The 22,913-nt window shown below is 61.9% G+C and carries 23 protein-coding genes; 14 read left to right on the top strand and 9 right to left on the bottom strand.

Annotated features, from left to right (window positions below):
* Positions 1 to 567 precede the first annotated feature (567 nt).
* The 5 genes from ACP2AV_RS05455 (at position 568) to ACP2AV_RS05435 (ending at position 6,316) form a co-directional block, all read left to right on the top strand.
* Positions 568 to 1,446: an RNA polymerase factor sigma-32 gene (locus tag ACP2AV_RS05455; protein WP_426371672.1), complete on the top strand. Its 879-nt coding sequence runs from the start codon at positions 568 to 570 to the stop codon at positions 1,444 to 1,446.
* A gap of 126 nt (positions 1,447 to 1,572) precedes the next feature.
* A complete protein-coding gene (gene coaBC / locus ACP2AV_RS05450; RefSeq protein WP_426371671.1) occupies positions 1,573 to 2,763 on the top strand; it encodes a bifunctional phosphopantothenoylcysteine decarboxylase/phosphopantothenate--cysteine ligase CoaBC in 1,191 nt (396 codons plus the stop codon).
* Complete coding sequence (gene dut, locus ACP2AV_RS05445) at positions 2,760 to 3,221, top strand: dUTP diphosphatase (RefSeq protein ID WP_426371670.1); 462 nt, start codon at positions 2,760 to 2,762, stop codon at positions 3,219 to 3,221. Before coaBC ends, dut begins: the two co-directional genes overlap by 4 nt.
* A complete protein-coding gene (locus ACP2AV_RS05440) occupies positions 3,218 to 4,270 on the top strand; it encodes a HesA/MoeB/ThiF family protein (RefSeq protein WP_426371669.1) in 1,053 nt (350 codons plus the stop codon). Before dut ends, ACP2AV_RS05440 begins: the two co-directional genes overlap by 4 nt.
* 18 nt (positions 4,271 to 4,288) lie before the next feature.
* Positions 4,289 to 6,316 (top strand): M3 family metallopeptidase, encoded by a 2,028-nt coding sequence (locus tag ACP2AV_RS05435; protein ID WP_426371668.1) that lies wholly within the window; start codon positions 4,289 to 4,291, stop codon positions 6,314 to 6,316.
* A gap of 16 nt (positions 6,317 to 6,332) precedes the next feature.
* Here the strand turns inward: ACP2AV_RS05435 and ACP2AV_RS05430 are convergent, their stop codons facing one another.
* Genes ACP2AV_RS05430 through ACP2AV_RS05420 form a run of 3 tightly spaced genes read right to left on the bottom strand, consistent with a single transcriptional unit; the run spans position 6,333 to position 8,788 of the window.
* A complete protein-coding gene (locus tag ACP2AV_RS05430) occupies positions 6,333 to 7,238 on the bottom strand; it encodes a cation diffusion facilitator family transporter (protein WP_426371667.1) in 906 nt (301 codons plus the stop codon).
* 58 nt (positions 7,239 to 7,296) lie between these two features.
* On the bottom strand, positions 7,297 to 8,295 hold the full coding sequence (locus ACP2AV_RS05425; protein WP_426371666.1) for a hypothetical protein: 999 nt from the start codon (positions 8,293 to 8,295) through the stop codon (positions 7,297 to 7,299).
* A gap of 1 nt (position 8,296) precedes the next feature.
* Entirely contained in the window at positions 8,297 to 8,788 is a 492-nt protein-coding gene (locus ACP2AV_RS05420) for an SH3 domain-containing protein (RefSeq protein WP_426371665.1), read from the bottom strand.
* Between the two features lie 130 nt (positions 8,789 to 8,918).
* On the opposite strand from ACP2AV_RS05420, the gene ACP2AV_RS05415 reads away from it, so the two are divergent.
* Complete coding sequence (locus ACP2AV_RS05415) at positions 8,919 to 9,905, top strand: 2-hydroxyacid dehydrogenase (RefSeq protein ID WP_426371664.1); 987 nt, start codon at positions 8,919 to 8,921, stop codon at positions 9,903 to 9,905.
* Positions 9,906 to 10,070: 165 nt separating this feature from the next.
* Here the strand turns inward: ACP2AV_RS05415 and ACP2AV_RS05410 are convergent, their stop codons facing one another.
* The 3 genes from ACP2AV_RS05410 to panC all read right to left on the bottom strand — a co-directional run bounded on the left by ACP2AV_RS05410 (position 10,071) and on the right by panC (position 12,356).
* Positions 10,071 to 10,538: a hypothetical protein gene (locus ACP2AV_RS05410; protein ID WP_426371663.1), complete on the bottom strand. Its 468-nt coding sequence runs from the start codon at positions 10,536 to 10,538 to the stop codon at positions 10,071 to 10,073.
* Positions 10,539 to 10,707: 169 nt separating this feature from the next.
* Positions 10,708 to 11,526 carry a 3-methyl-2-oxobutanoate hydroxymethyltransferase gene (panB, locus tag ACP2AV_RS05405; protein ID WP_426371662.1) on the bottom strand — a complete coding sequence of 273 codons (819 nt, stop codon included), beginning with the start codon at positions 11,524 to 11,526 and terminating at the stop codon, positions 10,708 to 10,710.
* Entirely contained in the window at positions 11,523 to 12,356 is an 834-nt protein-coding gene (gene panC, locus ACP2AV_RS05400; RefSeq protein ID WP_426371661.1) for a pantoate--beta-alanine ligase, read from the bottom strand. Before panC ends, panB begins: the two co-directional genes overlap by 4 nt.
* 188 nt (positions 12,357 to 12,544) lie before the next feature.
* On the opposite strand from panC, the gene ACP2AV_RS05395 reads away from it, so the two are divergent.
* The 3 genes from ACP2AV_RS05395 (at position 12,545) to dacB (ending at position 15,277) form a co-directional block, all read left to right on the top strand.
* Entirely contained in the window at positions 12,545 to 12,994 is a 450-nt protein-coding gene (locus ACP2AV_RS05395; protein ID WP_426371660.1) for a CBS domain-containing protein, read from the top strand.
* A 163-nt stretch (positions 12,995 to 13,157) separates the two neighbouring features.
* Positions 13,158 to 13,757 (top strand): nicotinate-nucleotide adenylyltransferase, encoded by a 600-nt coding sequence (locus ACP2AV_RS05390; RefSeq protein ID WP_426371659.1) that lies wholly within the window; start codon positions 13,158 to 13,160, stop codon positions 13,755 to 13,757.
* A 26-nt stretch (positions 13,758 to 13,783) separates the two neighbouring features.
* Positions 13,784 to 15,277 carry a D-alanyl-D-alanine carboxypeptidase/D-alanyl-D-alanine endopeptidase gene (gene dacB, locus ACP2AV_RS05385; RefSeq protein ID WP_426371658.1) on the top strand — a complete coding sequence of 498 codons (1,494 nt, stop codon included), beginning with the start codon at positions 13,784 to 13,786 and terminating at the stop codon, positions 15,275 to 15,277.
* Between the two features lie 17 nt (positions 15,278 to 15,294).
* Here the strand turns inward: dacB and ACP2AV_RS05380 are convergent, their stop codons facing one another.
* Positions 15,295 to 15,717: a tellurite resistance TerB family protein gene (locus tag ACP2AV_RS05380; protein ID WP_426371657.1), complete on the bottom strand. Its 423-nt coding sequence runs from the start codon at positions 15,715 to 15,717 to the stop codon at positions 15,295 to 15,297.
* 103 nt (positions 15,718 to 15,820) lie between these two features.
* Between ACP2AV_RS05380 and ACP2AV_RS05375 the strand changes: the two genes are divergently transcribed.
* Complete coding sequence (locus tag ACP2AV_RS05375) at positions 15,821 to 17,395, top strand: lysine--tRNA ligase (RefSeq protein WP_426371656.1); 1,575 nt, start codon at positions 15,821 to 15,823, stop codon at positions 17,393 to 17,395.
* 393 nt (positions 17,396 to 17,788) lie between these two features.
* A complete protein-coding gene (locus tag ACP2AV_RS05370; RefSeq protein ID WP_426371655.1) occupies positions 17,789 to 20,080 on the top strand; it encodes a glycosyl hydrolase family 28-related protein in 2,292 nt (763 codons plus the stop codon).
* A 66-nt stretch (positions 20,081 to 20,146) separates the two neighbouring features.
* On the opposite strand, the gene ACP2AV_RS05365 is transcribed toward ACP2AV_RS05370, so the two are convergent.
* Entirely contained in the window at positions 20,147 to 20,611 is a 465-nt protein-coding gene (locus tag ACP2AV_RS05365; protein WP_426371654.1) for a HugZ family protein, read from the bottom strand.
* Positions 20,612 to 20,698: 87 nt separating this feature from the next.
* On the opposite strand from ACP2AV_RS05365, the gene ACP2AV_RS05360 reads away from it, so the two are divergent.
* Positions 20,699 to 21,271, top strand: coding sequence for a hemerythrin domain-containing protein (locus ACP2AV_RS05360; protein WP_426371653.1), 573 nt, complete (start codon positions 20,699 to 20,701; stop codon positions 21,269 to 21,271).
* A 25-nt stretch (positions 21,272 to 21,296) separates the two neighbouring features.
* Complete coding sequence (locus ACP2AV_RS05355; RefSeq protein WP_426371652.1) at positions 21,297 to 21,614, top strand: antibiotic biosynthesis monooxygenase family protein; 318 nt, start codon at positions 21,297 to 21,299, stop codon at positions 21,612 to 21,614.
* Here ACP2AV_RS05355 and ACP2AV_RS05350 read toward each other — a convergent pair.
* Complete coding sequence (locus ACP2AV_RS05350) at positions 21,611 to 22,312, bottom strand: response regulator transcription factor (RefSeq protein ID WP_426371651.1); 702 nt, start codon at positions 22,310 to 22,312, stop codon at positions 21,611 to 21,613. The genes ACP2AV_RS05355 and ACP2AV_RS05350 overlap by 4 nt on opposite strands.
* 249 nt (positions 22,313 to 22,561) lie before the next feature.
* Here ACP2AV_RS05350 and ACP2AV_RS05345 point away from each other — a divergent pair, with 249 nt between their 5' ends.
* Positions 22,562 to 22,885 carry a zf-TFIIB domain-containing protein gene (locus ACP2AV_RS05345; RefSeq protein ID WP_426371650.1) on the top strand — a complete coding sequence of 108 codons (324 nt, stop codon included), beginning with the start codon at positions 22,562 to 22,564 and terminating at the stop codon, positions 22,883 to 22,885.
* Positions 22,886 to 22,913 lie beyond the last annotated feature (28 nt).

Below are 22,913 nucleotides of genomic sequence, written 5' to 3'. Positions count from 1 at the left end.
CCGGGCCGGGGGCTGGGGAGGATATCAACCGCGTCGGGCGCCGGGATACTGGATGTGGCCGGCCGCCCGTCAGCCAACGCCGCAGGACCGACCCGATGCGCCTCCACGTAGGGCAGGGTAGGGTCCGGTTCGCCGCACCATCTGGCGGGCCATGGGCAATGCGAAAAGCGCGGCGATGCGCCCAAGGCGCGTCTGCAAACGGCAGGTGATACCATGGCGCCCGTCCTGTCGTAGGCACGCCTGTGCGGGGCAGGCGAGATGCAACACCTCAAACCGGGGCTAAATCACGCGGCGCGCTGCCTTTGTGACGTTCCATCAGCTGTGCGATCCTGCGCAACCAGTGTGCGTCGCGGCAAACAGCGCGTTTCATCTGTGGTTACTGTCATATATAAGTGACGGATTATATGTAATAATATATGGATTTACCTCGGGCAGGCCGTGCCGCCGTAGTGCGTTTTGTCACGAATTCCCAAGATTTCGTGAAACCGAATGTCATCCAGATGCGTTAACTTTGCGTAATAGGTCTCACAAGGTCCCGAGATGGGCCGGCAGACAGGGAAAAATAAAATGGCTCTCGACGCACCACTCGACAAATCGTTTACCCGCAAGGCGATGAAGGCAGAACTGCTCGATGCGGAAACCGAAAAGCAACTGGCCATCGCCTGGCGTGACCACCGCGACGAGGCTGCGCTACATCGCCTTGTGACCGCGTATATGCGTCTGGCCATTTCCATGGCGGCCAAGTTCAAACGCTATGGCGCGCCCATGAACGATCTGATCCAGGAGGCCGGACTAGGGCTGATGAAAGCGGCCGACAAGTTCGACCCGGAACGCGGTGTGCGGTTTTCGACCTACGCGATCTGGTGGATCAAGGCATCGATCCAGGATCACGTGATGCGGAACTGGTCAATGGTGCGCACCGGATCGACCAGCAGCCAGAAATCCCTGTTTTTCAACATGCGCCGCGTTCAGGCCCGTCTTGAACGCGAGGCGATGGGCCGCGGTGAAACGTTGGACCGGCACCAGTTGCACCAGTTGATTTCCATGGAAGTGGGCGTGCCGATGCGAGACGTGGAAATGATGGACGGCCGGCTGGCCGGCTCGGACTTTTCGCTGAACGCAACGCAGAAGGCCGACGAGGATGGTCGGGAATGGATCGACACGATCATGGACGATGACGCGCCTGGCGCTGACGACGTCGCCCGCGATCAGGATCTGCGCACCCTGCGCCAATGGCTTGCCGATGCGATCGGGGCCTTGCCCGAGCGCGAGCGTCTGATTGTCCGCGCCCGCAAACTGGCGGATGAACCGCGCACCCTGGAAAGTCTGGGCGAAGAACTGAACCTGTCCAAGGAGCGGGTCCGCCAGCTTGAGGTCGCGGCCCTGACCAAGATGCGCAAAACGCTGGAAACGCAGGGCGAAGGTCTGAAAGTCCTTATCGAATAGCCCTTTTTCTGCTCGCAACTTGTCCAGCGATCCCAGCGTGCACGCGGGGCAGATCCCGCGCATCCGCTTGCCCTGTGGCGCATGCGCGCCTATTGTCAGCGCGTTGACCGCGCAGGAGCAGGCAAGATGCTGGCAAACAAGCGAATTCTATTGATTATCGGGGGCGGGATCGCCGCGTTCAAAGCGCTCGACCTGATCCGACGGCTGCGTGAACAGGGCGCTAGCGTTACGCCCGTTCTGACACGCGCGGCCGAGCAGTTTGTCACGCCCTTGTCCGCCAGCGCGCTGGCGGCGAACAAGGTGTACCGCGACCTTTTCGATCTGACCGACGAAGCGGAAATGGGCCATATCGAACTGTCCCGCTCGGCCGACCTGATCGTGGTCGCGCCGGCCACCGCCGACCTGATGGCCAAGATGGCGAATGGTCATGCCGATGATCTGGCTTCGACCCTGCTTCTGGCAACGGACACCCCGGTCCTGATCGCCCCGGCGATGAACGTGCGGATGTGGCAGCACCCGGCTACGCAGCGCAACCTTGCCACGTTGATCGACGACGCGATCACCGTCGTCGGCCCGGATGATGGCACCATGGCTTGCGGCGAATTCGGGCCCGGGCGCCTGTCGGACGTGCCCGATCTGGTTGCCGCGATCGTGGCCCGGCTGTCGGACGGACCGCTCAAAGGCAAGCATATTCTCGTCACCTCGGGGCCCACGCATGAACCGATTGACCCGGTGCGCTACATTGCCAACCGCTCATCCGGCGCGCAGGGCACGGCGGTCGCGGCGGCGCTTGCCGCGCTGGGCGCGCAGGTCACGTTCGTCACCGGCCCGGCCGACATCGCCCCGCCCCAGGGTGTGCAGGTCGTGCCCGTAGAAACCGCCAAACAGATGCTGGATGCGGTCAATTCAGCCTTGCCCGCCGATGCCGCCGTGTTCGCCGCGGCTGTTGCCGATTGGCGCGTGGCATCGCAGAGCGCCAGCAAGATCAAGAAAAAGAACGGCGCGTTGCCATCGCTGCAATTCGAGGAAAACCCCGACATCCTTGCCACGGTGGCCCAAGGCAAGACCCGCCCGCAACTGGTGGTGGGTTTTGCGGCTGAAACCGACGATGTGATCGCCCACGCCACTGCCAAGCGCGAACGCAAGGGGTGCGACTGGATCGTCGCCAACGATGTGTCGCCCGCTACCGGGATCATGGGGGGCGCCGACAACACGGTCACCCTGATCACCGACGATGGCGCAGAAGATTGGCCCAAGATGTCCAAGCCCGAGGTTGCCCGCAAGCTGGCAGCCCGTATCGCCGAGGCGCTGAAATGACCGTGATCCGATGCGCATACCTGGACGGGGCCGACACGGACATCCCGCTGCCATCCTATGAGACATCGGGCGCTGCCGGCGCAGATCTGCGGGCCAACCTGGCCATCGATGATCGCCCCGCCGGGCTGGTGCTGGCGCCGGGGGCGCGGGCCATTGTGCCGACCGGGCTGCGCGTTGAAATTCCCGAAGGGTTTGAAATGCAGATCCGGGCGCGCTCTGGTCTGGCGGCGAAACATGGCGTCGCGTTGGCCAACGGTATCGGCACGATCGATGCGGATTATCGCGGGCCTTTGGGGGTGATCCTGATCAACCATGGTCACGATCCCTTTGTGGTTGAGCACGGCATGCGGATCGCGCAGGTGGTCATCGCCCCGGTCGTGCGCGCGGCGTTCCAAACCGGTCAGAGCCTGTCGGACACCGGGCGCGGGGCGGGCGGTTTCGGATCGACCGGAACATGATTCTGATCGTCATCCTTGCCGCCGCGATCTGGTGGGGGGGAAACGCAATCGGGCTGTCCCGCCGCCTGCGCATCGGCCTGTTGGCTTTGATCTACGTGGCGATCTTGATCAACCTGGCCTTGATGCCCGAAAGCGCACGCATCCTGAACGGATCGGCGGGGGAATGGCTGGTGCTGGGCGGCGCAGCCTTGCTGGCGTTGGGCTATTTGCGGGGGCTGGCATGGGTGCGCAAACGAACACGCGATCCGCAACCCGCGCCTGACTTGGCCGGCCCGTTCAACCGCCAAGAGCTGGAAAGATACGCGCGCCACATCGTCCTGCGCGAAGTGGGCGGGGCGGGTCAAAAGCGCCTGAAAGACGCGCGCGTCCTGATTATCGGGGCCGGCGGCCTTGGCGCGCCCGTGTTGCAATACCTTGCGGCCAGTGGCGTCGGAACCCTTGGCATCATTGACGATGATCTGGTGGAAAATTCCAACCTGCAACGACAGGTCATTCATCGCACGGACATGATCGGCCAGCCCAAGGTCGCTTCGGCGGCGCAGGCCATGCAGGCATTGAACCCGGATATCGCCATCAAGACCTACCAACGCCGGTTTTGCGCCGACATCGCGGATGAGTTGCTGCAAGACTATGATCTGGTGCTGGATGGCACCGACAATTTCGACACGCGCTTTGCGGCCAACAGCGCCGCCGTGCGCGCGCGCAAGCCCCTGATTTCCGGCGCTTTGGCGCAATGGGAGGGGCAGGTCAGCGTATTCGATCCCGCCGCCGGGGGCCCCTGTTACCGCTGCGTCTTTCCCAAAGCGCCTGCCGATGGTCTGGCGCCCAGCTGCGCCGAGGCCGGAGTGATTTCGCCGTTGCCCGGGGTGATCGGATCGATGATGGCGCTTGAAACGGTCAAAGTGATCACCGGGGCTGGCACGACGCTGCGCGGGCGGATGCTGATCTATGACGGCCTTTATGGCGACACGCGCGTGATTACGTTGAAAAAACGCGCTGATTGTCCCGATTGCGGGGGTGGCACAGGCAAGGTCGAGCCCCTAGGTTGAGCGTCAAAGGAGACGCACATGACCAACCCGCTGCTGGCCGACTGGACCGGCCCGTTTCAGTTCCCACCCTTCGACAAAGTCACCGACGACGATTTTGCCCCGGCCTTTGACGAAGCGCTGGACAAGGCCCGCGCGAATATTGCGGCCATCGCAAACAATCCCGACGCCCCCAGCTTTGCCAACACGATCGATGCGCTGGAACAGGCGGATGAGCCGCTGGAAAAGGTCTTGTCGGTATTTTATGCCGCCGCCGGGGCAGACACGAACGACCGGCGCGATGAACTCATGCGTGCCTTTTCGCCGCGCCTGGCCGAATACGGGTCGCAAGTGGCTGGAAACAAAGACCTCTTTGCCCGGATCGAGGCCCTGTGGCAGGGCCGCGATGCGTTGGACTTGACGGACGAACAAGCCCGCGTCCTGATGTTGACCCGGCGCGGGTTTGTGCGCGCAGGCAGTTTGTTGAGTGGCGAAGACGCCAAACGCCACGCCCAGATCAAATCGCGTCTCGCGACCCTGGGCACCGAGTTTACGCAAAACCTGCTGGCCGATGAACGCGATTGGTCGATGCCTCTGTCGCAAGACGACTTGGCCGGTTTGCCCGATTTCGTCGTCGCCGCCGCGCAGGCCGCGGGTCAGGACAAGGGCGCGGACGGGCCCGTCGTGACCTTGTCGCGGTCGTTGATCGTGCCGTTCCTGCAATTTTCGCCCCGCCGCGATTTGCGCCAGAAAGCCTTTGCGGCGTGGGCGGCCCGGGGCGCGAACGGCGGCAAGACCGACAATCGCGATATCGTTGCGGAAATTCTGGCGCTGCGCCAAGAGCGGGCCAAGTTGCTGGGATATAAGGATTTCGCCAGCTACAAGCTGGAAACTGAAATGGCCAAGACGCCCGACGCCGTGCGTGAATTGCTCATGCGTGTGTGGGCGCCTGCACGCCGCGCGGCGCTACGTGATGCGGAAAAGCTGACAGCGATGATGCACGCCGACGGTATCAACGGCGATCTGGAACCGTGGGATTGGCGCTACTACGCCGAAAAGCTGCGCAAGGCCGAGCATGACTTGGACGAGTCCGAGCTGAAACCCTATTTCCAATTGGACAACATGATCCGGGCCGCCTTCGATACGGCCACACGTTTGTTCGGCCTGCGGTTTGAGCCTGTGGACCTGCCCTGTTACCATCAAGATTGCCGGACGTGGAACGTGACCCGGAACGGCGCGCATGTCGGGGTGTTCATCGGGGATTATTTCGCGCGCGGATCGAAACGATCAGGGGCGTGGTGTTCGGCCATACGGTCTCAGCAGAAGCTGGCGGGCGACATCCGGCCCATCGTCGTAAACGTATGTAATTTTGCCAAACCTGCCGAAGGGAAGCCGGCATTGTTGTCTTATGATGATGCGCGCACCCTGTTTCACGAGTTCGGCCACGCCCTGCACCAGTTGCTGTCGGATGTGACCTATCCATCGGTGTCAGGGACCTCTGTCGCGCGGGATTTCGTCGAATTGCCCAGCCAGCTTTATGAACATTGGCTGGACGTGCCCGAGGTGCTGGCAGAATATGCCACGCACGCCGACACCGGCCAGCCCATGCCCAAATCGCTGCAGGACAAACTGATTGGTGCACAGACGTTCGGTCAGGGCTTTGCGACGGTGGAATACGTGGCCTCGGCGCTGGTTGATCTGGAATTTCATTTGGGACAGGCGCCGTCGGATCCCATGGCGCGGCAGGCCGAAATCCTCGATGGGATCGGCATGCCGTCGGCCATCACGATGCGCCACGCGACACCCCAATTCGCGCATGTGTTTTCGGGCGACGGGTATTCGTCCGGTTACTACAGCTACATGTGGTCAGAAGTCATGGACGCCGACGCGTTCGCCGCCTTTGAAGAGGCGGGCGGCGCTTTCGATCCGCACATGGCCGGCAAGCTGGAAACCTGGATACTGTCCAAAGGGGGCAGTCAGGATGCCGAAGCGCTCTATCTGGCGTTTCGCGGACAAATGCCGGGCCCCGAGGCGCTATTGAAAGGCCGTGGGTTGCTGGACGCTTCATAATGGTCTGGCGGGGCGCTTACCGCTTGGTCGGATCGTCCGGATGCGGGTCGACACCAATGGGATCCTTGTGGATCAGGACATCGGCCTGGGGGTAGGCGGCGATGATCGCACGGCGCAGGCCCGCGCCGATGGCGTGGGCGGCGTCCAGGGTTTGCGTGCCGTCCAACTCTATGTGAAGATTGACAAAAACCCGGCTTCCCGCAGTGCGTGTCTTGAGATCGTGAAACCCGAGAACGCCGGGAAAATTCCGTGCGATCCGTTCGATCCCGGCGACCATTTCGGGGGGTGCTGACCGGTCCATCAGCGCGTCCAGCGCCTGTTTGCCGATCCGCGCCGCCCCGACAATCAAAATCGCCGCTGCGCCAAGCGCGACGACGCTGTCGATCTGACCGAGTCCCAGATAGGCCGATGCAGCAAGCGCCAGAATGGCACCGATGTTTGGCACCAGATCGCCCAGATAGTGCAGGCTGTCGGCACGCACCACACGGTTGCCGGTGATCCGCGCAACACGGCGCTGCCACAAAACCAGCCCGATGGTCAGCACGATGGACAGAACCATGACTGCGATGCCTGCGCCCTCGCGCTCGGGCAGGGGAACGGGCGTCACAAGGCGCCGGATCGCGGCAGCCCCGATCACCAGGCCTGAAATGATGATGAACAACGCCTGCCCAAGCGCTGCCAGATCTTCGGCCGAACTGTGGCCGAAGGCGTGATCTTCGTCGGGCGGGCGCGCCGCGTAGGTAATCGCGGCCAGGCCCGCCAGCGACACCATCAGGTCCAGACCCGAATCCACCAGCGACGCGGCCACGGACAAGGCCCCGGTCGCCGCAAGCGCCCACAGCTTGGCCAGCACAAGGATCACCGCGACGCTGACCGACGCGATCCCGGCTGACAGGTTCAGGTGTTTGTTGTCAGGGGCCATGGGGCGTCAATACCGTGTGCGCGCCCACGGCCACAAGGCCCCGGTCACGAGTCCCCGGTCACATTATCAGTTTGCCCGCGATACGCCCCCAGGCCCTGGCTTCGAACCCTTGGCGCTGCGGCTCGAGGCATTTTCGATCGAGGAACCAGAACAAGTATTTCTCAAAGGCGAAATTCTTCATCACCTCGGGGCCAAATTCCAACGCATCGCGAAGATCAGTTTCATTTTTCGGTGTCAAAGTGGCATGCCAATAATCGGTCTTTCCGCAGGTAATGATCGTTTTACGATGCATAAGGGCTTCGAAGCCTGCGCCCGAATTTTGCGTGACCACGCAGCGCGCTGCGGCGATCTGATCGTGCACACTGGCTTCGGAAATCTCGACATTGAGGTAGTCTGCGCAGATCGCCATGATATGCCTGCGCATCGGTTTGGACTGGTTCGGATGCAGTTTGACGTACACTTTTTCTTCGCGGCAGGCGTCGGCCGTGATCCGGATGATTTCTTCGGTGGTCAGATAGTGCGCGCGTTCTGGCTGACGTTCGATCTCTTGGCACAGGATCGTCGCTGCGGCCGGGGCCAGGGGGTGATGCAGCCGGTCGGGCTGCGCAATGGGCGACACGTTTTCGCGTAGCATATACCCCGAAACGCCGTTGAAGAAATATTCTGCGGCCCCGTGATCAACGTGGTCGGGATCAAACCCGGCAAACCGGATCGACGAATGATGCCTGCTGCCAAGTTCGTCCAGATACCAAAAGCCCCAGATATAGGACGGCACGGCATGAAGAATCCCGGGGCCGTAGGACGGAGTGCTGCCCACCATCAAGTGAACATGATCCTGTCCCAGCAAGACCTTGGACGCAGTTCCACCTGCGGTCACGATGCGTGTCGCCAGCCCCTCTTGCGCCAACTTCGGCCCGAGCTTGGTGAAAAAATCGAAGGTTCCATCGCGGATCGGCTGCACCCACCCGTCTTCTGCATGGATCACCAAAGTGCGTCCGACCGCGCTGACCCGGCGCGCGCCCATGCTGGTTCGGATTTCTTCGAAATGCCGGTTCATATCATTCCACAATTTCCCCCGGATGCGTGCCCCAAATGTCTGATTTGGGTACCCAGCCACGGTATCCGCCCGCATTCAGTTTGCACCAATCGGGCGTGCATTCGTCAATGCGCGCGATAACGCCGGCTTCTACACGGGCATTGACCGTGGCATCGGGGTCGGGTTTGGCCCGCAGGGCCGCCATATCGGTTTCCACAATGGCCGTGCGCGCGCCCGATATCAGTGAATAGTGCATCCATCCGCCGATCCCGTCGCGATCACGCACTCGACGCCAATGGCGGTATTCGCCGACGATTTCCATCGGCATGTCTTCGCGTGTGAATACCCAGTCGATCCGATGGGTTAGGGACGGTCCGCGCCGCACGTTGCCTTCGTCGGTCTTCAGCGATACGAACCGCGGCAATGGCAGGTTGGTGACCTGGCCCCGTTCACCGGCACCGGCCTGTGCGGCCAGCATCAGGGCCGCAAAAAATGGGATAATCGCCTGTCTCATCCGCATGTGCCTCAAAATGCGCCGTTGTGGCGTTCTATTTCCGGCAGGGCGAGGTGTTTTCTGCTCTTGCCCCCATTCGCCACAGTTTGCCAGTATGGAATTGAAAAGAAAAGCACCGGGGGGATCGAGAGTGCCAGGACAAAAGCTGAGTGTTGTCGTTACGCGACGCTTGCCCGAAGTCGTCGAGACGCGGATGATGGAGCTGTTCGACGTTGAGTTGAGCGAAAGCGACGCCAAGATGTCGCGCGATGAACTGGTGGCGGCGATGTCACGGGCCGACGTTCTGGTGCCCTGCGTGACCGACAATATCGACGCGAACATGCTGGCCCAGGCGGGCGAGCGGTTGAAGCTGATCGCGAACTACGGTGCCGGGATCGATCATCTTGACGTTTCGTCGGCGCGCCAACGCGGGGTGCTGGTGTCGAACACGCCCGGCGTCGTCACCGAAGACACAGCCGATATGACCATTGCGCTGATGCTGGCCGTGACACGGCGCATCCCCGAGGGTTTGTTCCTGATGCAGTCGGGCAATTGGGATGGTTGGAGCCCGACCGCAATGCTGGGCGGGCGCATCGGTGGGCGGCGACTGGGGATCCTGGGCATGGGGCGCATCGGGCGCGCAGTGGCCCAACGCGCGCGCGCCTTTGGGATGCAGGTCCATTATCACAATCGCAAACGCCTGCGGCCCGAAATCGAAGAACCGCTTGAAGCGACCTACTGGGAAAGTCTGGATCAGATGCTGGCGCGGGTTGATGTGCTGTCGATCAACTGTCCCCATACCCCGTCGACGTTCCATCTGCTCAACGCGCGCCGATTGCGCCTGATGAAACCCGATGCGGTGATCGTGAACACCTCGCGCGGCGAGGTTATCGACGAAAACGCCCTGACCCGGATGTTGCGGGCCGGCGAGCTGGGCGGGGTCGGTCTGGACGTGTTCGAACACGGTACCGAAGTGAACCCGCGCTTGCGCGAATTGCCCAATGTTGTGCTGCTGCCGCATATGGGATCGTCGACCGTGGAAGGGCGGACCGAGATGGGGGAAAGGGTCATCGTCAATATCAAGACCTTCGCCGACGGCCATCGCCCGCCGGATCTTGTTGTGCCTGCGATGCAGTGAACGCTTTTGCGCGCGCATGGCGCGTGCAAGTTGCGTGGTAACAGCCGGAACGGAACCGATGCGAAAATCACCGCGAGAGCTGCGGCGAAAACCACCGCGTAAAACACTGAGGCAACCACTGTGACAACAACGGCGGCGCGACCAAACGGCCGGGCCGTCCGGCCGTCAGTCACATTGCTGGAAGCCCATTTTTATCAAATTTTCGCCCGAAATTCTGTGAAACCCGGTCGTGGTGTCGCGCGCGGTCTTCAGGTACCAGCTTCGAATCGGTTCGGGATAGTGTGACGCGATCACGTTGCTCCAGTATTTGAAATCCCGGGCGCTCAGCTTGGCACCGTAAAAGGATGGCGCGTGAAACCCGAAACTGGTTTTCGGCTCAACGCAAGTGTCGGGCAAGCCCAGATACATCGTACAAGACGACAAACAGCTTCGACCACGGATTTCCACGCGGATACCCGCATCCGCCAGCCGAGCAACCTCGGCCGCGCGAATGCGGATCCTTCCACCAAAATCGTTGCGCACCACCTTTATGTTGTCGGCGCGCGACGCTCCCATTGCGGGCGGTGTGCCGGTGGCACACGCGATCCCGATTGCCACGGCCCCAACCGTGCGCATAACTTTCGACCAAGTCATGTATATCACCCCACGTGATATCAGACCGGCTTCTCTCGGTCCGATGCGGCCCCCACCGCATAGGAAGGTTATCGCACCCCAATTCTTCACAAACCCCTACTGCCACCTGGCAGTGTCGTGAAAATTCTACGCGACTTTTTTCTTTTGCTCCGGTGCGTGGCAGCGAACCCTATTTATTCTTGTAGACTTGGGCCTCGCCGGGAAAAGTGCGGGATTTGACCTCTTGTGCATAGGCTTTGACCGCTTCTTCGATCCCCTCGCCAAGATTGCCGTATTTCTTGACAAACTTCGGCACCCAGGGATTCAGGCCCAGCATGTCCTCAAGCACAAGGATCTGACCGTCGCAGTTCTTGGAGGCGCCGATCCCGATGGTGGGGACATCCACAGCTGCCGTGATCTGGTCGGCCAGCTCTTCGACCACACCTTCGACCACGATCGCAAAGGCGCCCGCGTCTGCGACAGCCTTGGCATCTTCGATGTGCAGCGGCCATGTGTCTTGGTCGCGCCCTTGGGTCTTGAACCCGCCCATCACGTGGCTGGATTGGGGCGTCAGGCCGATATGGGCCATCACCGGAATGCCGCGTTCGACAAGGAAGTGAACGGTTTCGGCCATGCGCTTGCCGCCTTCCAGTTTGACCGCCTGGCACTGGGTTTCCTTCATGATCGTGGCGGCGTTGCGGAAGGCCATGTTGGGGCTTTCCTCGTAGGTGCCAAAGGGCATGTCCACGACGATCAGCGCGCGCTTGGTGCCGCGGACAACGGCCTTGCCGTGCATGATCATCAGGTCCAGCGGAACGCCGACGGTGGTTTCCATGCCGTGCATCACCATGCCCAGACTGTCGCCGACAAGGATGAAATCCGCGTGGCGGTCGACGATTGTTGCCGTGTGCGCATGGTACGAGGTCAGCGACACAATCGGCTCGCCCCCTTTTCGCGCGGCGATCTGCGGCACGGTCAGGCGGCGGATGGTTTCGGTCTGGGTGCTCATGGGTGAATCTCCCTCTGGTCGATGAGCAGGATCGGGTCGTCGTCCGGGCCGAATTCGGCCGAGATCATGATGCCTGCGGTTTCGGTGATCGGACCGCTGGCTTCAGTGAAACTGCTCGCCCAGACGATGTCGAGTCCTTTGAGACGGGCGCGCGGTTCGGTCCCGATGACCGCGCGGATCGTATTGGCCATCGCCTCGACGGTTGTGTCTTTGGCGGCCGCGGTCAGCGCACGGTTCAAGACCGGCGCGGCGGCCCGGTCGGCCGGCGAAAGGCGCCGGTTGCGCGACGACATGGCAAGCCCGTCGCCTTCGCGCACGGTAGGCACCCCGGTGATGGCGACAGGCACGTGCAGATCGCGCACCATGCGGCGGATGACCTGCAGTTGCTGATAGTCTTTTTCACCGAAAAACGCGCGGTCGGGTTGAACCAGATTGAACAGTTTCAGCACCACGGTCGTCACGCCGCGGAAATGTCCGGGCCGGACCTTGCCGTGCAACATGTTGGCCAGGCGGGTGGTTTCGACGATGGTTTCGTCCCCGGCAGGGTACATGGTGTCGACGTCCGGCATGAACACCGCATCGACGCCTTCCGCTTCCAGAAGTGCGCAATCTTCGGCTTCGGTGCGGGGGTAATTGTCCAGATCGGCAGCCTGGCCGAACTGGGTCGGGTTCACAAAGATGGACACCACGACATGATCGCAGGCGGCCCTGATCAGTGCCACGTGGCCATCGTGCAATGCGCCCATGGTCGGGACCAATCCGACCGTCCCGCGTTGCTTGAACCCATGGACCACGCGACGCATTTCGGTCTCGGTCTTGCAAATTATCATCCGGCCCCTCCTGCCCGAAGTGGCGCTGTTGTAGCGGCACCGCTGCGCCGCGGCAAGTGGGCGCTGCTGCACCTGCAAGGTCGGGGAAACGGAATGTTCCGGAATTCCAGACTCTGACCTTGGCGCAATTTCTGCTAGTCTGAGGGGTATTAAAAGACGTTCATTTTCATCACCGAAGGATTAGATTTATGCCGATCCGCACCTTGTCCGAGATTTCCTCGAAGCGTTCGCTGTATTCCATTGATCCCGATGCAACCCTTGTCGAAGCCAGCGAATTGATGGCGTCGCAAAACGTCGGGGCACTGGCCGTCTGCGATGATGGCCACCTGGTGGGCATTCTGTCCGAGCGCGATGTCATTCGCCGCGTTGTCGTCAAAGGGCTGATCCCTGAAAACACGCTTGTGCGGAATGTCATGACAACCCCGCCCGTCACGATGCCGGGGCACGCCGCGCCCGCCGAAGCACTTGGTGAAATGAAGCGCGGCGGGTTTCGCCATCTGATCGTGACCGAGCGCGGCGTGGCCACCGGCATGGTGTCGATGCGCGACATCCCGACCGAGAACCGCCTGATGTGGGAGCGGTACGAGGATTACACCGCCATGCGTCCGCTGGACGACACGGTGCAACCCTACGCATGACACGTTGCAGACAGTTGGGATGAAGACAGGCTGGCCGAATATGGGCGGGCCAAAATCAGGCGGGGTGAAAAAACCGCAGGTGTCGGCGATCCGCCCACTGGTCGATCCGGTGCATTGACAGGTGCATTGACAGCGGCGCAAGCACCGGCCATCCATCCCGCCTATGCGCGCGCAGCTTCCATATGCCCGTGCCGGTCAGGTGATCGGACTGTTGGGCGGATCCTTTGATCCGGCCCATAGCGGGCATGTGCATATCACCAAGGCGGCGCTCAAACGGTTCGGTCTGGATCGGGTCTGGTGGCTGGTGTCGCCGGGCAACCCGCTCAAGGCGCGCGGGCCGGCGCCACTGGATCAACGCATCGCCCATGCGCGCAGTTTGGTAGACGACCCGCGCATTGTCGTCACCGGGATCGAGTCCCGCATTGGCACGCGCTACACGGCCGAAACCCTGCAGGCCCTGCAGCGGCTATATCCCGGAGTGACCTTCGTGTGGCTGATGGGGGCGGACAACCTGACCCAATTCGATCAGTGGGAGAATTGGCGCTGGATCATGGAAAATGTGCCGATCGGCGTGCTGGCCCGGCCCGGAGACCGCACCACGGCCCGCCACGCCAAGGCCGCCGACATATACCGGCACGCCCGCCTGCGCGGCCCGGCATCGCCCACTTTGGCCTGGGGACCGGCGCCGCGTTGGTCATTTATCAACATTCCCATGAACAACTCGTCATCGACGCAAATTCGCGCCAAGGGCGACTGGACCTGATGGCGCGCACAAACTAACGGTTGGGCATGGCAAAGGCGATCACACGACGGGGGCTTTTGGGCGGCGGCATGGCGCTGGTCGCGGGTACGGTCGGGGCCGGGCCGATCACACGCTCGGCCATTCCGCTTGCCCGCCCGGATGGTTTGGGCCTGCGCGCCATTCCTTCCATTGCCGATTATGTCGCGCGCGCCAATCTGGGCGGGGCGTTCAGCGCAACAGTGGGCGATCCGGCGACGGGCGCGGTTCTGGAATCGGGCAGCCCTTTGCGCCGTATGGCCCCGGCCAGCACGGCCAAGGCGATCACGGCGCTTTATGCGCTGGAAACGCTTGGAACGGCGCATCGCTTTACGACCCGTGTGTTGGCCAGCGGCCCGGTGCAGAGCGGCACTCTGCGCGGCGATCTGGTGCTGGTCGGCTCGGGCGATCCAACGTTGGACACAGACCGGCTGGCCAGTCTGGCAATCGCCCTGCGTGAAGGCGGGGTGACGCATGTGTCGGGTCATCTGCGCATCCATGCCGGTGCCTTGCCGATGCTCTATGAAATCGATCAGGGCCAAAAGCCCTATGCGGGCTACAACCCGGCGATTGCCGGGCTGAACCTGAACTACAATCGCGTGCATTTTGAATGGCGGCGCGACAAGGACGGGTTCACCACCACCATGCAGGCGCGCGCGATCAAGCACCGCCCCCCCGTGCATATGGCCAAGATGGCGATCGCGCCGCGCCGACGCCCCCTGTTTACATGGCGTGAGGACAACGGCGCCGAGCATTGGACCGTCGCGCGCGAGGCCTTGGGTAACGGGGGCGCGCGTTGGCTGCCGGTCCGTAACCCGGCGGATTACACGGCCGAGGTGTTCCAGACCCTGCTGCGCGCCAACGGGATCGTGGTCAAACGCGGTCCGGACATGGCCCAAGCACCAAAGGGCGCGACACAGCTGGCGGCCGTGCAATCGGAACCGCTGGATGTCATCGCGCGCAACATGCTCAAGTATTCCACAAACCTGACCGCCGAAGTGCTGGGCCTGACCGCCACCAAGGCACGGGGCGGGGATGCGGCCACGCTGGCAAATTCGGCGCGCGTCATGTCGGACTGGACCCGCGATGCGCTTGGGACACGCGGGCCGGGGCTGGTCGATCATTCGGGCCTGGGCGAAGAATCACGTATTTCCAGTGCCGAAATGCTGCGCATCCTGATGCATCCGCGCGCGGTAGCGACCCTGCCGGGGCTGATGAAACCGATTGCGCCGCTCGACCCCGATGGCAATCGCGACGCGGGCGCGCGCCGCGTCATCGTGGCCAAGACCGGTACGCTTGATTTCGTGTCGGCGCTGTCGGGGTACGTGACCACACCGGCGGGGCGCAGGTTGGCCTTTTCCATCATGTCGGGCGATCTTGAACGCCGCGCCGCTGCCCATGCCCGCGGAGACGAGGTGCCGCACGGCGCCCGGGCCTGGACCAGCCGGGCGCGACGGCTACAGCAACAGCTGATCCGTCGATGGGCGCTCGTGCACGAGGGTTGAGCGGTCAGGCTGAGCGGTCAGAGCGTGGCGTGCCGGGCCCGCGCGCCGCGCTCGATCGCGGCGGCATGCAGGCGGTCGAGCTTCAGTTCGTAGCGGATTTCTTCCAGCAGGCGCAGCTCTTCCTCGCGCGTGGTGCCGTCGGCTGCGGCCACATCGCATGCAACGGCATAGGCGGTTTCGAACAGCTTTTCGGGCAGGGCTTCGCGGATCAGCCCGAACAGCGCGTCCAGCCCGTCTTCTTCGCTGAACAGGTCGAACACCGATTGGGCGACCGCCTTGATCCGGTCAGCATCGTATTCAGAAAAAATCGGCAAGTGATTGACCAGCGTTTCAATCCGAACCAACTCGGACGTGCGGATTTGGGAATCCGACGCCGAAACGGCAATCATCACGGCAACCAGCGCGTCCTGCGGGGTCCAGCTATGGGGTATGTCAGTCATTTTCACCTGGCCTTTCGCATCGCAGAATATTGACCTGTACGCGCCACGGCAATAGGGAGTGGGCCTTGGCGGGCCGGGGTGGCCCGAAAACTGGAGAGCACCGATGTCCGATCTGCGCGATGCCGCGATGAGTTCGAAAGCCTGGCCCTTCGAAGAGGCGCGCCGGGTGCTCAAACGGGTCGAAAAGACACCGCCCGAAAAGGGCTATGTGCTGTTTCAGACCGGTTATGGCCCGTCGGGCCTGCCCCATATCGGCACCTTCGGCGAGGTCGCGCGGACCGCGATGGTTCGCCGCGCCTTCGAGGTTCTGTCGGACATCCCGACCAAGCTGATCTGTTTTTCCGACGATATGGACGGATTTCGCAAGGTGCCCACCAACCTGCCGATGCAGGAAGAGTTGAAACAAGACCTGAACCTGCCCCTGACCAAGGTGCGCGATCCGTTCGGCACGCATGAGGGGTTCGCCCAGCACAATAACGCCCGGCTGCGCGCGTTTCTGGACAGCTATGGGTTCGAATACGAATTCGCCAGCGCGACCGATTACTACACCTCGGGCAAATTCGACGAAATGCTACTGGTCGCGTTGGAGCGGTTCGACAAGATCCAGGAAATCATGCTGCCCACGCTTGGCCCCGAGCGGCGCGAGACCTATTCGTGCTTTTTGCCGATTTCCCCCAAGACCGGGCATGTTCTGCAGGTGCCGACGCTGGAACGCAACGTGGCCAAGGGGACGATCGTCTATCAAGAGCCGGATGGCGAAAAGGTGGAAATCCCCGTCACCGGCGGGCATGTGAAAATGCAATGGAAGCCCGACTGGGCGCTGCGTTGGGCCGCGCTTGGCGTGGATTATGAAATGTCCGGCAAGGATCTGATCGACAGCGTCACGCAGAGCTCGAAAATCTGCCGCGCGCTGGGCAAGCAGCCACCTGAAAGCCTGTCGTATGAGTTGTTCAACGACGAGCACGGGCAGAAGATATCCAAGTCCAAGGGCAATGGCCTGTCGATGGAAGAATGGCTGACCTATGCCGCGCCCGAAAGCCTGTCGTATTTCATGTATCTCAAGCCGAAAACGGCCAAGCGTTTGTATTTTGACGTGATTCCCAAAGCGGTGGATGAATACCACCAGCAACTGCGCGCTTTCCCCGACCAGGACCAAAAGGCGCAACTGGCCAACCCGGTCTATCATATTCATAACGGCCATCCGCCCGCGTCGAACATGGTGGTGCCGTTCGCGATGCTGCTGAACCTGGCGGCCGTGTCGGCAGCCGAAGACAAGGACAAACTGTGGGGGTTCATCCAGCGTTATGCGCCGGACGCATCGCCTGACACGCATCCCGATCTGGATGCCGCCGCAGGCTATGCGGTGCGCTATTTCAACGATTTCGTAAAGCCCGAACGCCAGTTCCGCGCCCCCAACGACCTGGAACGCGAGGCCCTGCAAGAGCTGCGTGCGGGTCTGGTCGCATGGGACGGCCCAGCCGACCCCGAAGCGCTGCAATCGCTGGTCTTTGCCTGCGGGCGTGAACGGTTCGACCCGCTGCGCGACTGGTTCAAAGCCCTGTACGAGGTGCTCTTGGGCGCCAGCCAGGGCCCCCGGTTCGGCGGGTTCATCGCGCTCTATGGCATCGACGAGACGATCGCGCTGATTGATAAGGGCTTGTCTGGCGAGCTGGTCTGATTTGACCCCCTTGGGGTCGTGACTGCGCATATTTCCGGATAACAAGCGCCAGGTCGTGGCAATCGGGCCTGGCGCGCGCTTTGCTTGTGCGGTGCCCGGCGCGCGCGAACGCCAGCGTCCGGGGCGCAAGATGCGCAGTAATCCGCGCCGAACGCATTAGAAAAACCAACAAACGACGCGAATGGACCGGGCCGGACATGTCGGCCCGGCAGGCCACGCAACGCGCGATGGCTTAACGCGCCGCTCAGCGCAGCGTGTTATTTCTTTTGGTGTCCGGGCATGCGCCTGACGCCACTCACCTTACCCGAGTTGGATCAACGAGCGGAGACGCGGGGGCCAAGCGCCCCCGGTCCCGCAGCGCATGCGTATGAAGCGATGTGGAAAGGGGTTCGTATGAACAAGGCCATTACCGACGGGCTGCTGCTGATGCCGCCCGCCTTTGCAGATGGGCTCGACGTGTGGTCGAGCGAAGACGGCACGCCGGGGTCTGCGACCTACGACGGGGCGGTCAATGCGGCGCTGGTGCCGTCAGATGCCGATTTCGGCGGCGCGCTGGAAATCACCAAATCCGATACGGTGACCAAGTTGCGCTATATGGGGGAAACCCCTGTGTTGCCGGGGTGCTACTTGCGCATCACGGCGCGCGTCAAAGCGATCAGCGGCAATCTGCCGTCGGTGCGCATCGCCGGCTGGGCCGGAGATGGCAGCTTTGACCATGTTGGCGGCGTCACCGAAACCTGCCCCGAGGTGGCGCTGACCACCTATGGCCAGATTGTCGAAGTAACCGGCATCGTAGGTACCGGCACGCGCGGCGGCGTTGATATGCCCTGGGGCGATGCAGCCGTCTACGGCCATTTTGGCCTGGATCTGATCGGCGCGAATGGCGGCGTGGTCCGCATCGACGACATCGTCATCGAAGACATCACAAGCGCCTTCTTGCGCGATATGATCGACGTGGTGGACGTGCGCGATTTCGGCGCAATCGGCGATGGGATCACGGATGACACGGCCGCCTTTGAAGCCGCCGATGCCGCGGCAGACGGGCGCACCATCCTGGTGCCGGCGGGCATTTTCCGCCTGACGAACAACGTCACGCTGACGTCGCATGTGCGGTTCAATGGGACCGTGACCTTGCCGGATGACAAGCGGCTGAGCTGTCAGAAAGATTTCAACATCACCACCTACGCCAATGCGTTTGGCAGCGACGAACAGGGCCTGCGCCGCGGGCTGGCAGCGCTTTGCCATCATACCGACCACATCGCGTTCGATCTGGAAGGGCGCCGGGTCGAATTGTCCGGGCCGATTGACGTGTCGGCGGTTGCCGGGGGGCTGAGCACGCTTGAAGTTCACCGCCGCCTGGTCAACGGCTTTATCAGCGCCGAAAGCTCCAGTGCGTGGGACCCGCAGGTGGCGACTTCGACCGCCAGCTACAATCCCAACAACCCGCTGACCCTGACCAATGTGACGAACGTGGCCAATGTGGAAGTCGGATCGGTGATCGCGGGCAACGGCGTGGGCCGCGAGGTTTACGTGCGTGATCGCAACATCGGCGCGCAGACCATCACGCTCAGCCAGCCGCTCTATGGGCCGAACGCCTCGCAGGGGTACACCTTTACCCGCTACAAATACGTGCTTGATTTTTCGGGCTTTTCCAAGCTGTCCAAGTTCTGCATCGACGGGATTGAATTCCAGTTGAAGGGCTGGGCATCGGGTATCTTGCTTGCGCCCGATGGCGAAACTGTCCACATCAAGGATTGCCAGTTCCGCAAGGTCGGCCAACATGCGGTTTCCTCGCATGGGGGCGGCTGTCAGGACCTGCAGATAGATCGGTGCACGTTCTTTTCCTCGGAAAGCCCGACCGCGTCGCCCGACCGCGTTTCGGTAGGGTTCAATGTCAACGCCAACGACGCCAAAATCCGCAACAACCGCTTTCAGCATCTGGGCACCACGGCGGTTCTGCACGGGAACGGGCATATTATCGTGGGCAATCACTGGTTCCACGGCGATGATGTGACCGATGGGCCGCGCAAGGCGGGGCTGGTGTTCACGCAACCCAACGTCAAATCGATCATCACCGGCAACTATATCGATAACAACTTCATCGAATGGACCAATGAACACGACGCCGATCCGGATTTCGCCAACGAATATTCGTTCGGTGGGCTGACCGTGACGGGCAACATCTTTACCTGCAACGATGTTGCGTCGTGGTTCAACTGGATCGTGATCAAGCCCTATGGCGAAGACCACTTCATCCAGGGGCTTTCGATGACGGGCAATACGTTCAAGTCGCTGAACGGCTCGATCGATCGCGTTGAAAGCGTTGACGACAGTTTCGCCGATCTTGATTTCGGTCGCACCAGAAATGTCGAATTTTCGGGCAACACGTTCAACGGGATCAGCCAGCCGACCATCAACCCGGTTACGCTCGAGTTCACCCAAGGGTCGACTGCGTCGACCTGGACGCTGGACGTCGGGGCGTACTTGCCGTTTGGCGGCTGGTCACGGACCGTGTCGGCTGTCGTGCCGGAAGGACCGGTGAAGAACGGATCCGGATCGACGGTGTTTGCCGCGCCCTTCGTGACCACGAATGTTGGGGTCGACAACAACATGGTGCAACTGGGCTGGCCCGAGGCGGTCCAGGGCACGGTTCACATCACAGCGCGGGTCGACCGCCCGGTGTGATCCACAGCACTTGTCACCAGAGGGCGCCGGGGCAATTCCCCGGCGCTTTTCGCATTGTAGTGGGTCTCAGATCAGATCGTCAGCGCTCAGCACATAAGCCTTGCCAAAGCCGCCGTTCAACGCGCCCGAACGCGGCACAAACCGCACGAAATTGAAGTCGGCGAAATCCACGTAAAGCTTCGCCTTGGGGTGGGTCGCCAGATACGCATCACGGATGTCCGCGCTCTTTTCGATGATTTCGGCGCGGGCCTGCAGGGTCAGGCGCGCAAACGCCAGCGGATCGCCCTTGTCCGGCGGCTCGCCCAGCAGAAGCGAACAATCGGGGCTGCGCATCAAGGCACCGTGGTGATACGCCAGCGACGAAATCAACCCGGTCACGCCGGCCGGGGTCCAGCCGACGCCAATGCGTGTGACATGGGGGCTGCCGTCATCGGCCAAAACCCCGAGCGCTGCAAAGTTTGCATCTGACATCAGAGACTTGGCCAAGGCGCGTGCTTCGTCGTCGGTGGGCTGAATCGGTGATTTTTCCATGACGTGATGTATAGACTGCGACTGGGTCCGCGCCAACGCACAATTCCCGAACTGGGCGCGGCGCGACTGATGCGCTAGATCTGGTGGATGGATGACAACACGCTTGCACTGGCCACCCGCGAAAAGCTGCCCGAGGCGCTGCGCGTTCTGCTTGCCGACTATCCCCGCGCGGCCTGGGAGGCGCACCCGAATTTTTCCGGTTTGGTCCAATTCTGGCTTGAGCGCCATTTGATGTTCCGAAAGCTGCTGGGACTGTTGCAAACGGACGCGGCGCAGCGCCTGGACCGCGCGATTGCCCCCGACCAGTATAGCGCACGGCTGGGCCGTTTCGGGTCTATGCTGGTCGAACAATTGCACGGCCATCACCAGATCGAAGACCACCATTATTTCCCGCAGTTGCGCGTCCTGGATCCCCGGCTTGAGCGGGCCTTTGACGTGCTGGATCGCGATCATCACGCCATGGATGGCCTGCTCAATCGTTTCACCGAGGCCGCGAACGGCGTGTTGCTCCAGCCCGACGAAGAACAGGCACGCGAGAGCACGGCCCGGTTCGACAAGGAGCTGGGCAGTTTTCAGCGTATGCTTGACCGGCACCTGTGCGACGAAGAAGAAATTATCGCGCCGGTAATTTTGAAGCACGGCCCCGGCGGTTTGATGTGATAGGATCGGGGCAGGAGGAGCCCCAATGGTCCAGATTTCCAACGACACGGCGCATCAGACCGTCATCACCACCTTCGATACCACGCCGGGCACATGCCAGGACCTGCTGGATGAACTGCAGGCCGCTTTTTCCGGTTTCATTTCCAGGCAACCGGGATTTATCGCCGCCGCGCTACATGTGAATGACGCGCAAACACGGGTTGCGAACTATTCCCAATGGAACCGGCGCGAAGATTTCCAGGCGATGCTACGGACCGACGAAATGCGAGAGCGCAACCGCAGGATTGCTGCGCTCTGCAAAACCTTTGAACCTGTAATGTACGAGGTCGCCCACACCTACTAGGCAGCCTGGGTCCGGGATGCGGCCTCGGCGCTGCTGTGCAACCGATAGCCAAGGCCCCAAACGGTTTGCAGCACCTCGGGGACGCCGCCGGCCCCCGCGATCTGGCTGCGGATGCGGCTGAGGTAGACGTTCAGGATCCGCGCGGCGGGTTCATCCTCCCACGCGTAGAGCTGGGCCATGATTTCGTCCCGGCTGACCATCCGGTCGCGGTTGAGCGCCAGCATTTCGACGATTTCGTATTCCTTGCGCGTCAGTTTGATCGGCTGCCCCGCGAACGTGGCGGACTGGTCGCGGGTGTTCACGGCCAGATCGCCGACCTGCAGCGTTACCGTGCCATACCCGCCCGACCGGCGCACGGCCGCGCGCACACGCTCGGCCAGTTCGGCGGGTGAAAACTTGCCCACCAGCACATCGTCTGCCCCCAGTTCGAAAAGGCGTTTGCTGAAGTCCCAATCGCCTTCTTCGGCCAGCACAAAGATGGGCATCTTGCTGTCTGCGGCGCGCAGCTTGGACACCAAATCGAACCCATCCATATCCGGCAGGTTCATTTCCAGAATGATGGCCGATTGGGCGCTGTCGGTGGCGAATTCCATCAACTCGGACCCGTCGTTGACTGCGGTTACAAGAAAGCCCGATTTGCGCAGATCGGCGGCGGCGGTGGCTGAATGCCAGCTGGTTTCAGCGAGCAAGATACGCATGGTGTTTCCTTCCAAGATCGTGTGCTTTGCGCTGCGTTCTGCGGCAAGGACCATTCTGGAAAGAGCGCGGTTCACGCGCGGCGGGCAGGGGGCTGGCCCGGGGCATTTCGCCCTTTGCCAACCTTTATCAAATGTAAACAAGGCAGGATCTTGACACTATTCGGCCAAAAACTGGGTTTTACCGCACAGTAAGGTTGCATGGCGGACAAGGGTGCCTAGATCGAATGAAACGACCAGAGGAATTGATGAATGCTTTGCCCTGTTGACGGGACCGAACTGCGGATGTCCGAACGCCACGGCGTCGAAATTGACTATTGCCCCAAGTGCCGGGGCGTCTGGCTGGACCGGGGCGAATTGGACAAGGTCATCGACAAGGCCGCGCCGCCTATCGTGCAGCGCGAACCCCAGCCGGCCCCGCCGCCCGAACCGCCCCGCGAATGGCGCGAACCCTATAGTGACGATCTGCGGCAGGGGGATCCGCGCTACGATCCGCGCGCCTACAAGCACGCCAAGCCCTACAAGCGCAAGAAGCGCAAGAGCATCCTGTCCGAGATTTTCGACATCATCGACTGACATATCTGGAAATTCGAATGTAAATGGG

The sequence above is a fragment of the Aliiroseovarius sp. PTFE2010 genome (genome assembly GCF_049943335.1).
GTDB lineage: Bacteria > Pseudomonadota > Alphaproteobacteria > Rhodobacterales > Rhodobacteraceae > JBNFVY01.
This window is presented reverse-complemented; position numbering and strand designations above follow the sequence as displayed.

Bases quoted from the DNA above. Each gene is read 5' to 3' on its own strand.
- ACP2AV_RS05345 (WP_426371650.1), top strand. From the start codon at position 22,562: ATGCTTTGCCCTGTTGACGGGACCGAACTGCGGATGTCCGAACGCCAC.
- ACP2AV_RS05410 (WP_426371663.1), bottom strand. From the start codon at position 10,538: ATGACTTGGTCGAAAGTTATGCGCACGGTTGGGGCCGTGGCAATCGGG.
- ACP2AV_RS05350 (WP_426371651.1), bottom strand. From the start codon at position 22,312: ATGCGTATCTTGCTCGCTGAAACCAGCTGGCATTCAGCCACCGCCGCC.
- ACP2AV_RS05390 (WP_426371659.1), top strand. From the start codon at position 13,158: ATGCGCGCGCAGCTTCCATATGCCCGTGCCGGTCAGGTGATCGGACTG.
- dut (WP_426371670.1), top strand. From the start codon at position 2,760: ATGACCGTGATCCGATGCGCATACCTGGACGGGGCCGACACGGACATC.
- panC (WP_426371661.1), bottom strand. From the start codon at position 12,356: ATGATAATTTGCAAGACCGAGACCGAAATGCGTCGCGTGGTCCATGGG.
- ACP2AV_RS05375 (WP_426371656.1), top strand. From the start codon at position 15,821: ATGTCCGATCTGCGCGATGCCGCGATGAGTTCGAAAGCCTGGCCCTTC.
- ACP2AV_RS05435 (WP_426371668.1), top strand. From the start codon at position 4,289: ATGACCAACCCGCTGCTGGCCGACTGGACCGGCCCGTTTCAGTTCCCA.
- ACP2AV_RS05365 (WP_426371654.1), bottom strand. From the start codon at position 20,611: ATGGAAAAATCACCGATTCAGCCCACCGACGACGAAGCACGCGCCTTG.
- ACP2AV_RS05430 (WP_426371667.1), bottom strand. From the start codon at position 7,238: ATGGCCCCTGACAACAAACACCTGAACCTGTCAGCCGGGATCGCGTCG.
- dacB (WP_426371658.1), top strand. From the start codon at position 13,784: ATGGCAAAGGCGATCACACGACGGGGGCTTTTGGGCGGCGGCATGGCG.
- coaBC (WP_426371671.1), top strand. From the start codon at position 1,573: ATGCTGGCAAACAAGCGAATTCTATTGATTATCGGGGGCGGGATCGCC.
- ACP2AV_RS05420 (WP_426371665.1), bottom strand. From the start codon at position 8,788: ATGAGACAGGCGATTATCCCATTTTTTGCGGCCCTGATGCTGGCCGCA.
- ACP2AV_RS05380 (WP_426371657.1), bottom strand. From the start codon at position 15,717: ATGACTGACATACCCCATAGCTGGACCCCGCAGGACGCGCTGGTTGCC.
- ACP2AV_RS05370 (WP_426371655.1), top strand. From the start codon at position 17,789: ATGAACAAGGCCATTACCGACGGGCTGCTGCTGATGCCGCCCGCCTTT.
- ACP2AV_RS05395 (WP_426371660.1), top strand. From the start codon at position 12,545: ATGCCGATCCGCACCTTGTCCGAGATTTCCTCGAAGCGTTCGCTGTAT.
- ACP2AV_RS05455 (WP_426371672.1), top strand. From the start codon at position 568: ATGGCTCTCGACGCACCACTCGACAAATCGTTTACCCGCAAGGCGATG.
- ACP2AV_RS05360 (WP_426371653.1), top strand. From the start codon at position 20,699: ATGGATGACAACACGCTTGCACTGGCCACCCGCGAAAAGCTGCCCGAG.
- ACP2AV_RS05425 (WP_426371666.1), bottom strand. From the start codon at position 8,295: ATGAACCGGCATTTCGAAGAAATCCGAACCAGCATGGGCGCGCGCCGG.
- panB (WP_426371662.1), bottom strand. From the start codon at position 11,526: ATGAGCACCCAGACCGAAACCATCCGCCGCCTGACCGTGCCGCAGATC.
- ACP2AV_RS05355 (WP_426371652.1), top strand. From the start codon at position 21,297: ATGGTCCAGATTTCCAACGACACGGCGCATCAGACCGTCATCACCACC.
- ACP2AV_RS05440 (WP_426371669.1), top strand. From the start codon at position 3,218: ATGATTCTGATCGTCATCCTTGCCGCCGCGATCTGGTGGGGGGGAAAC.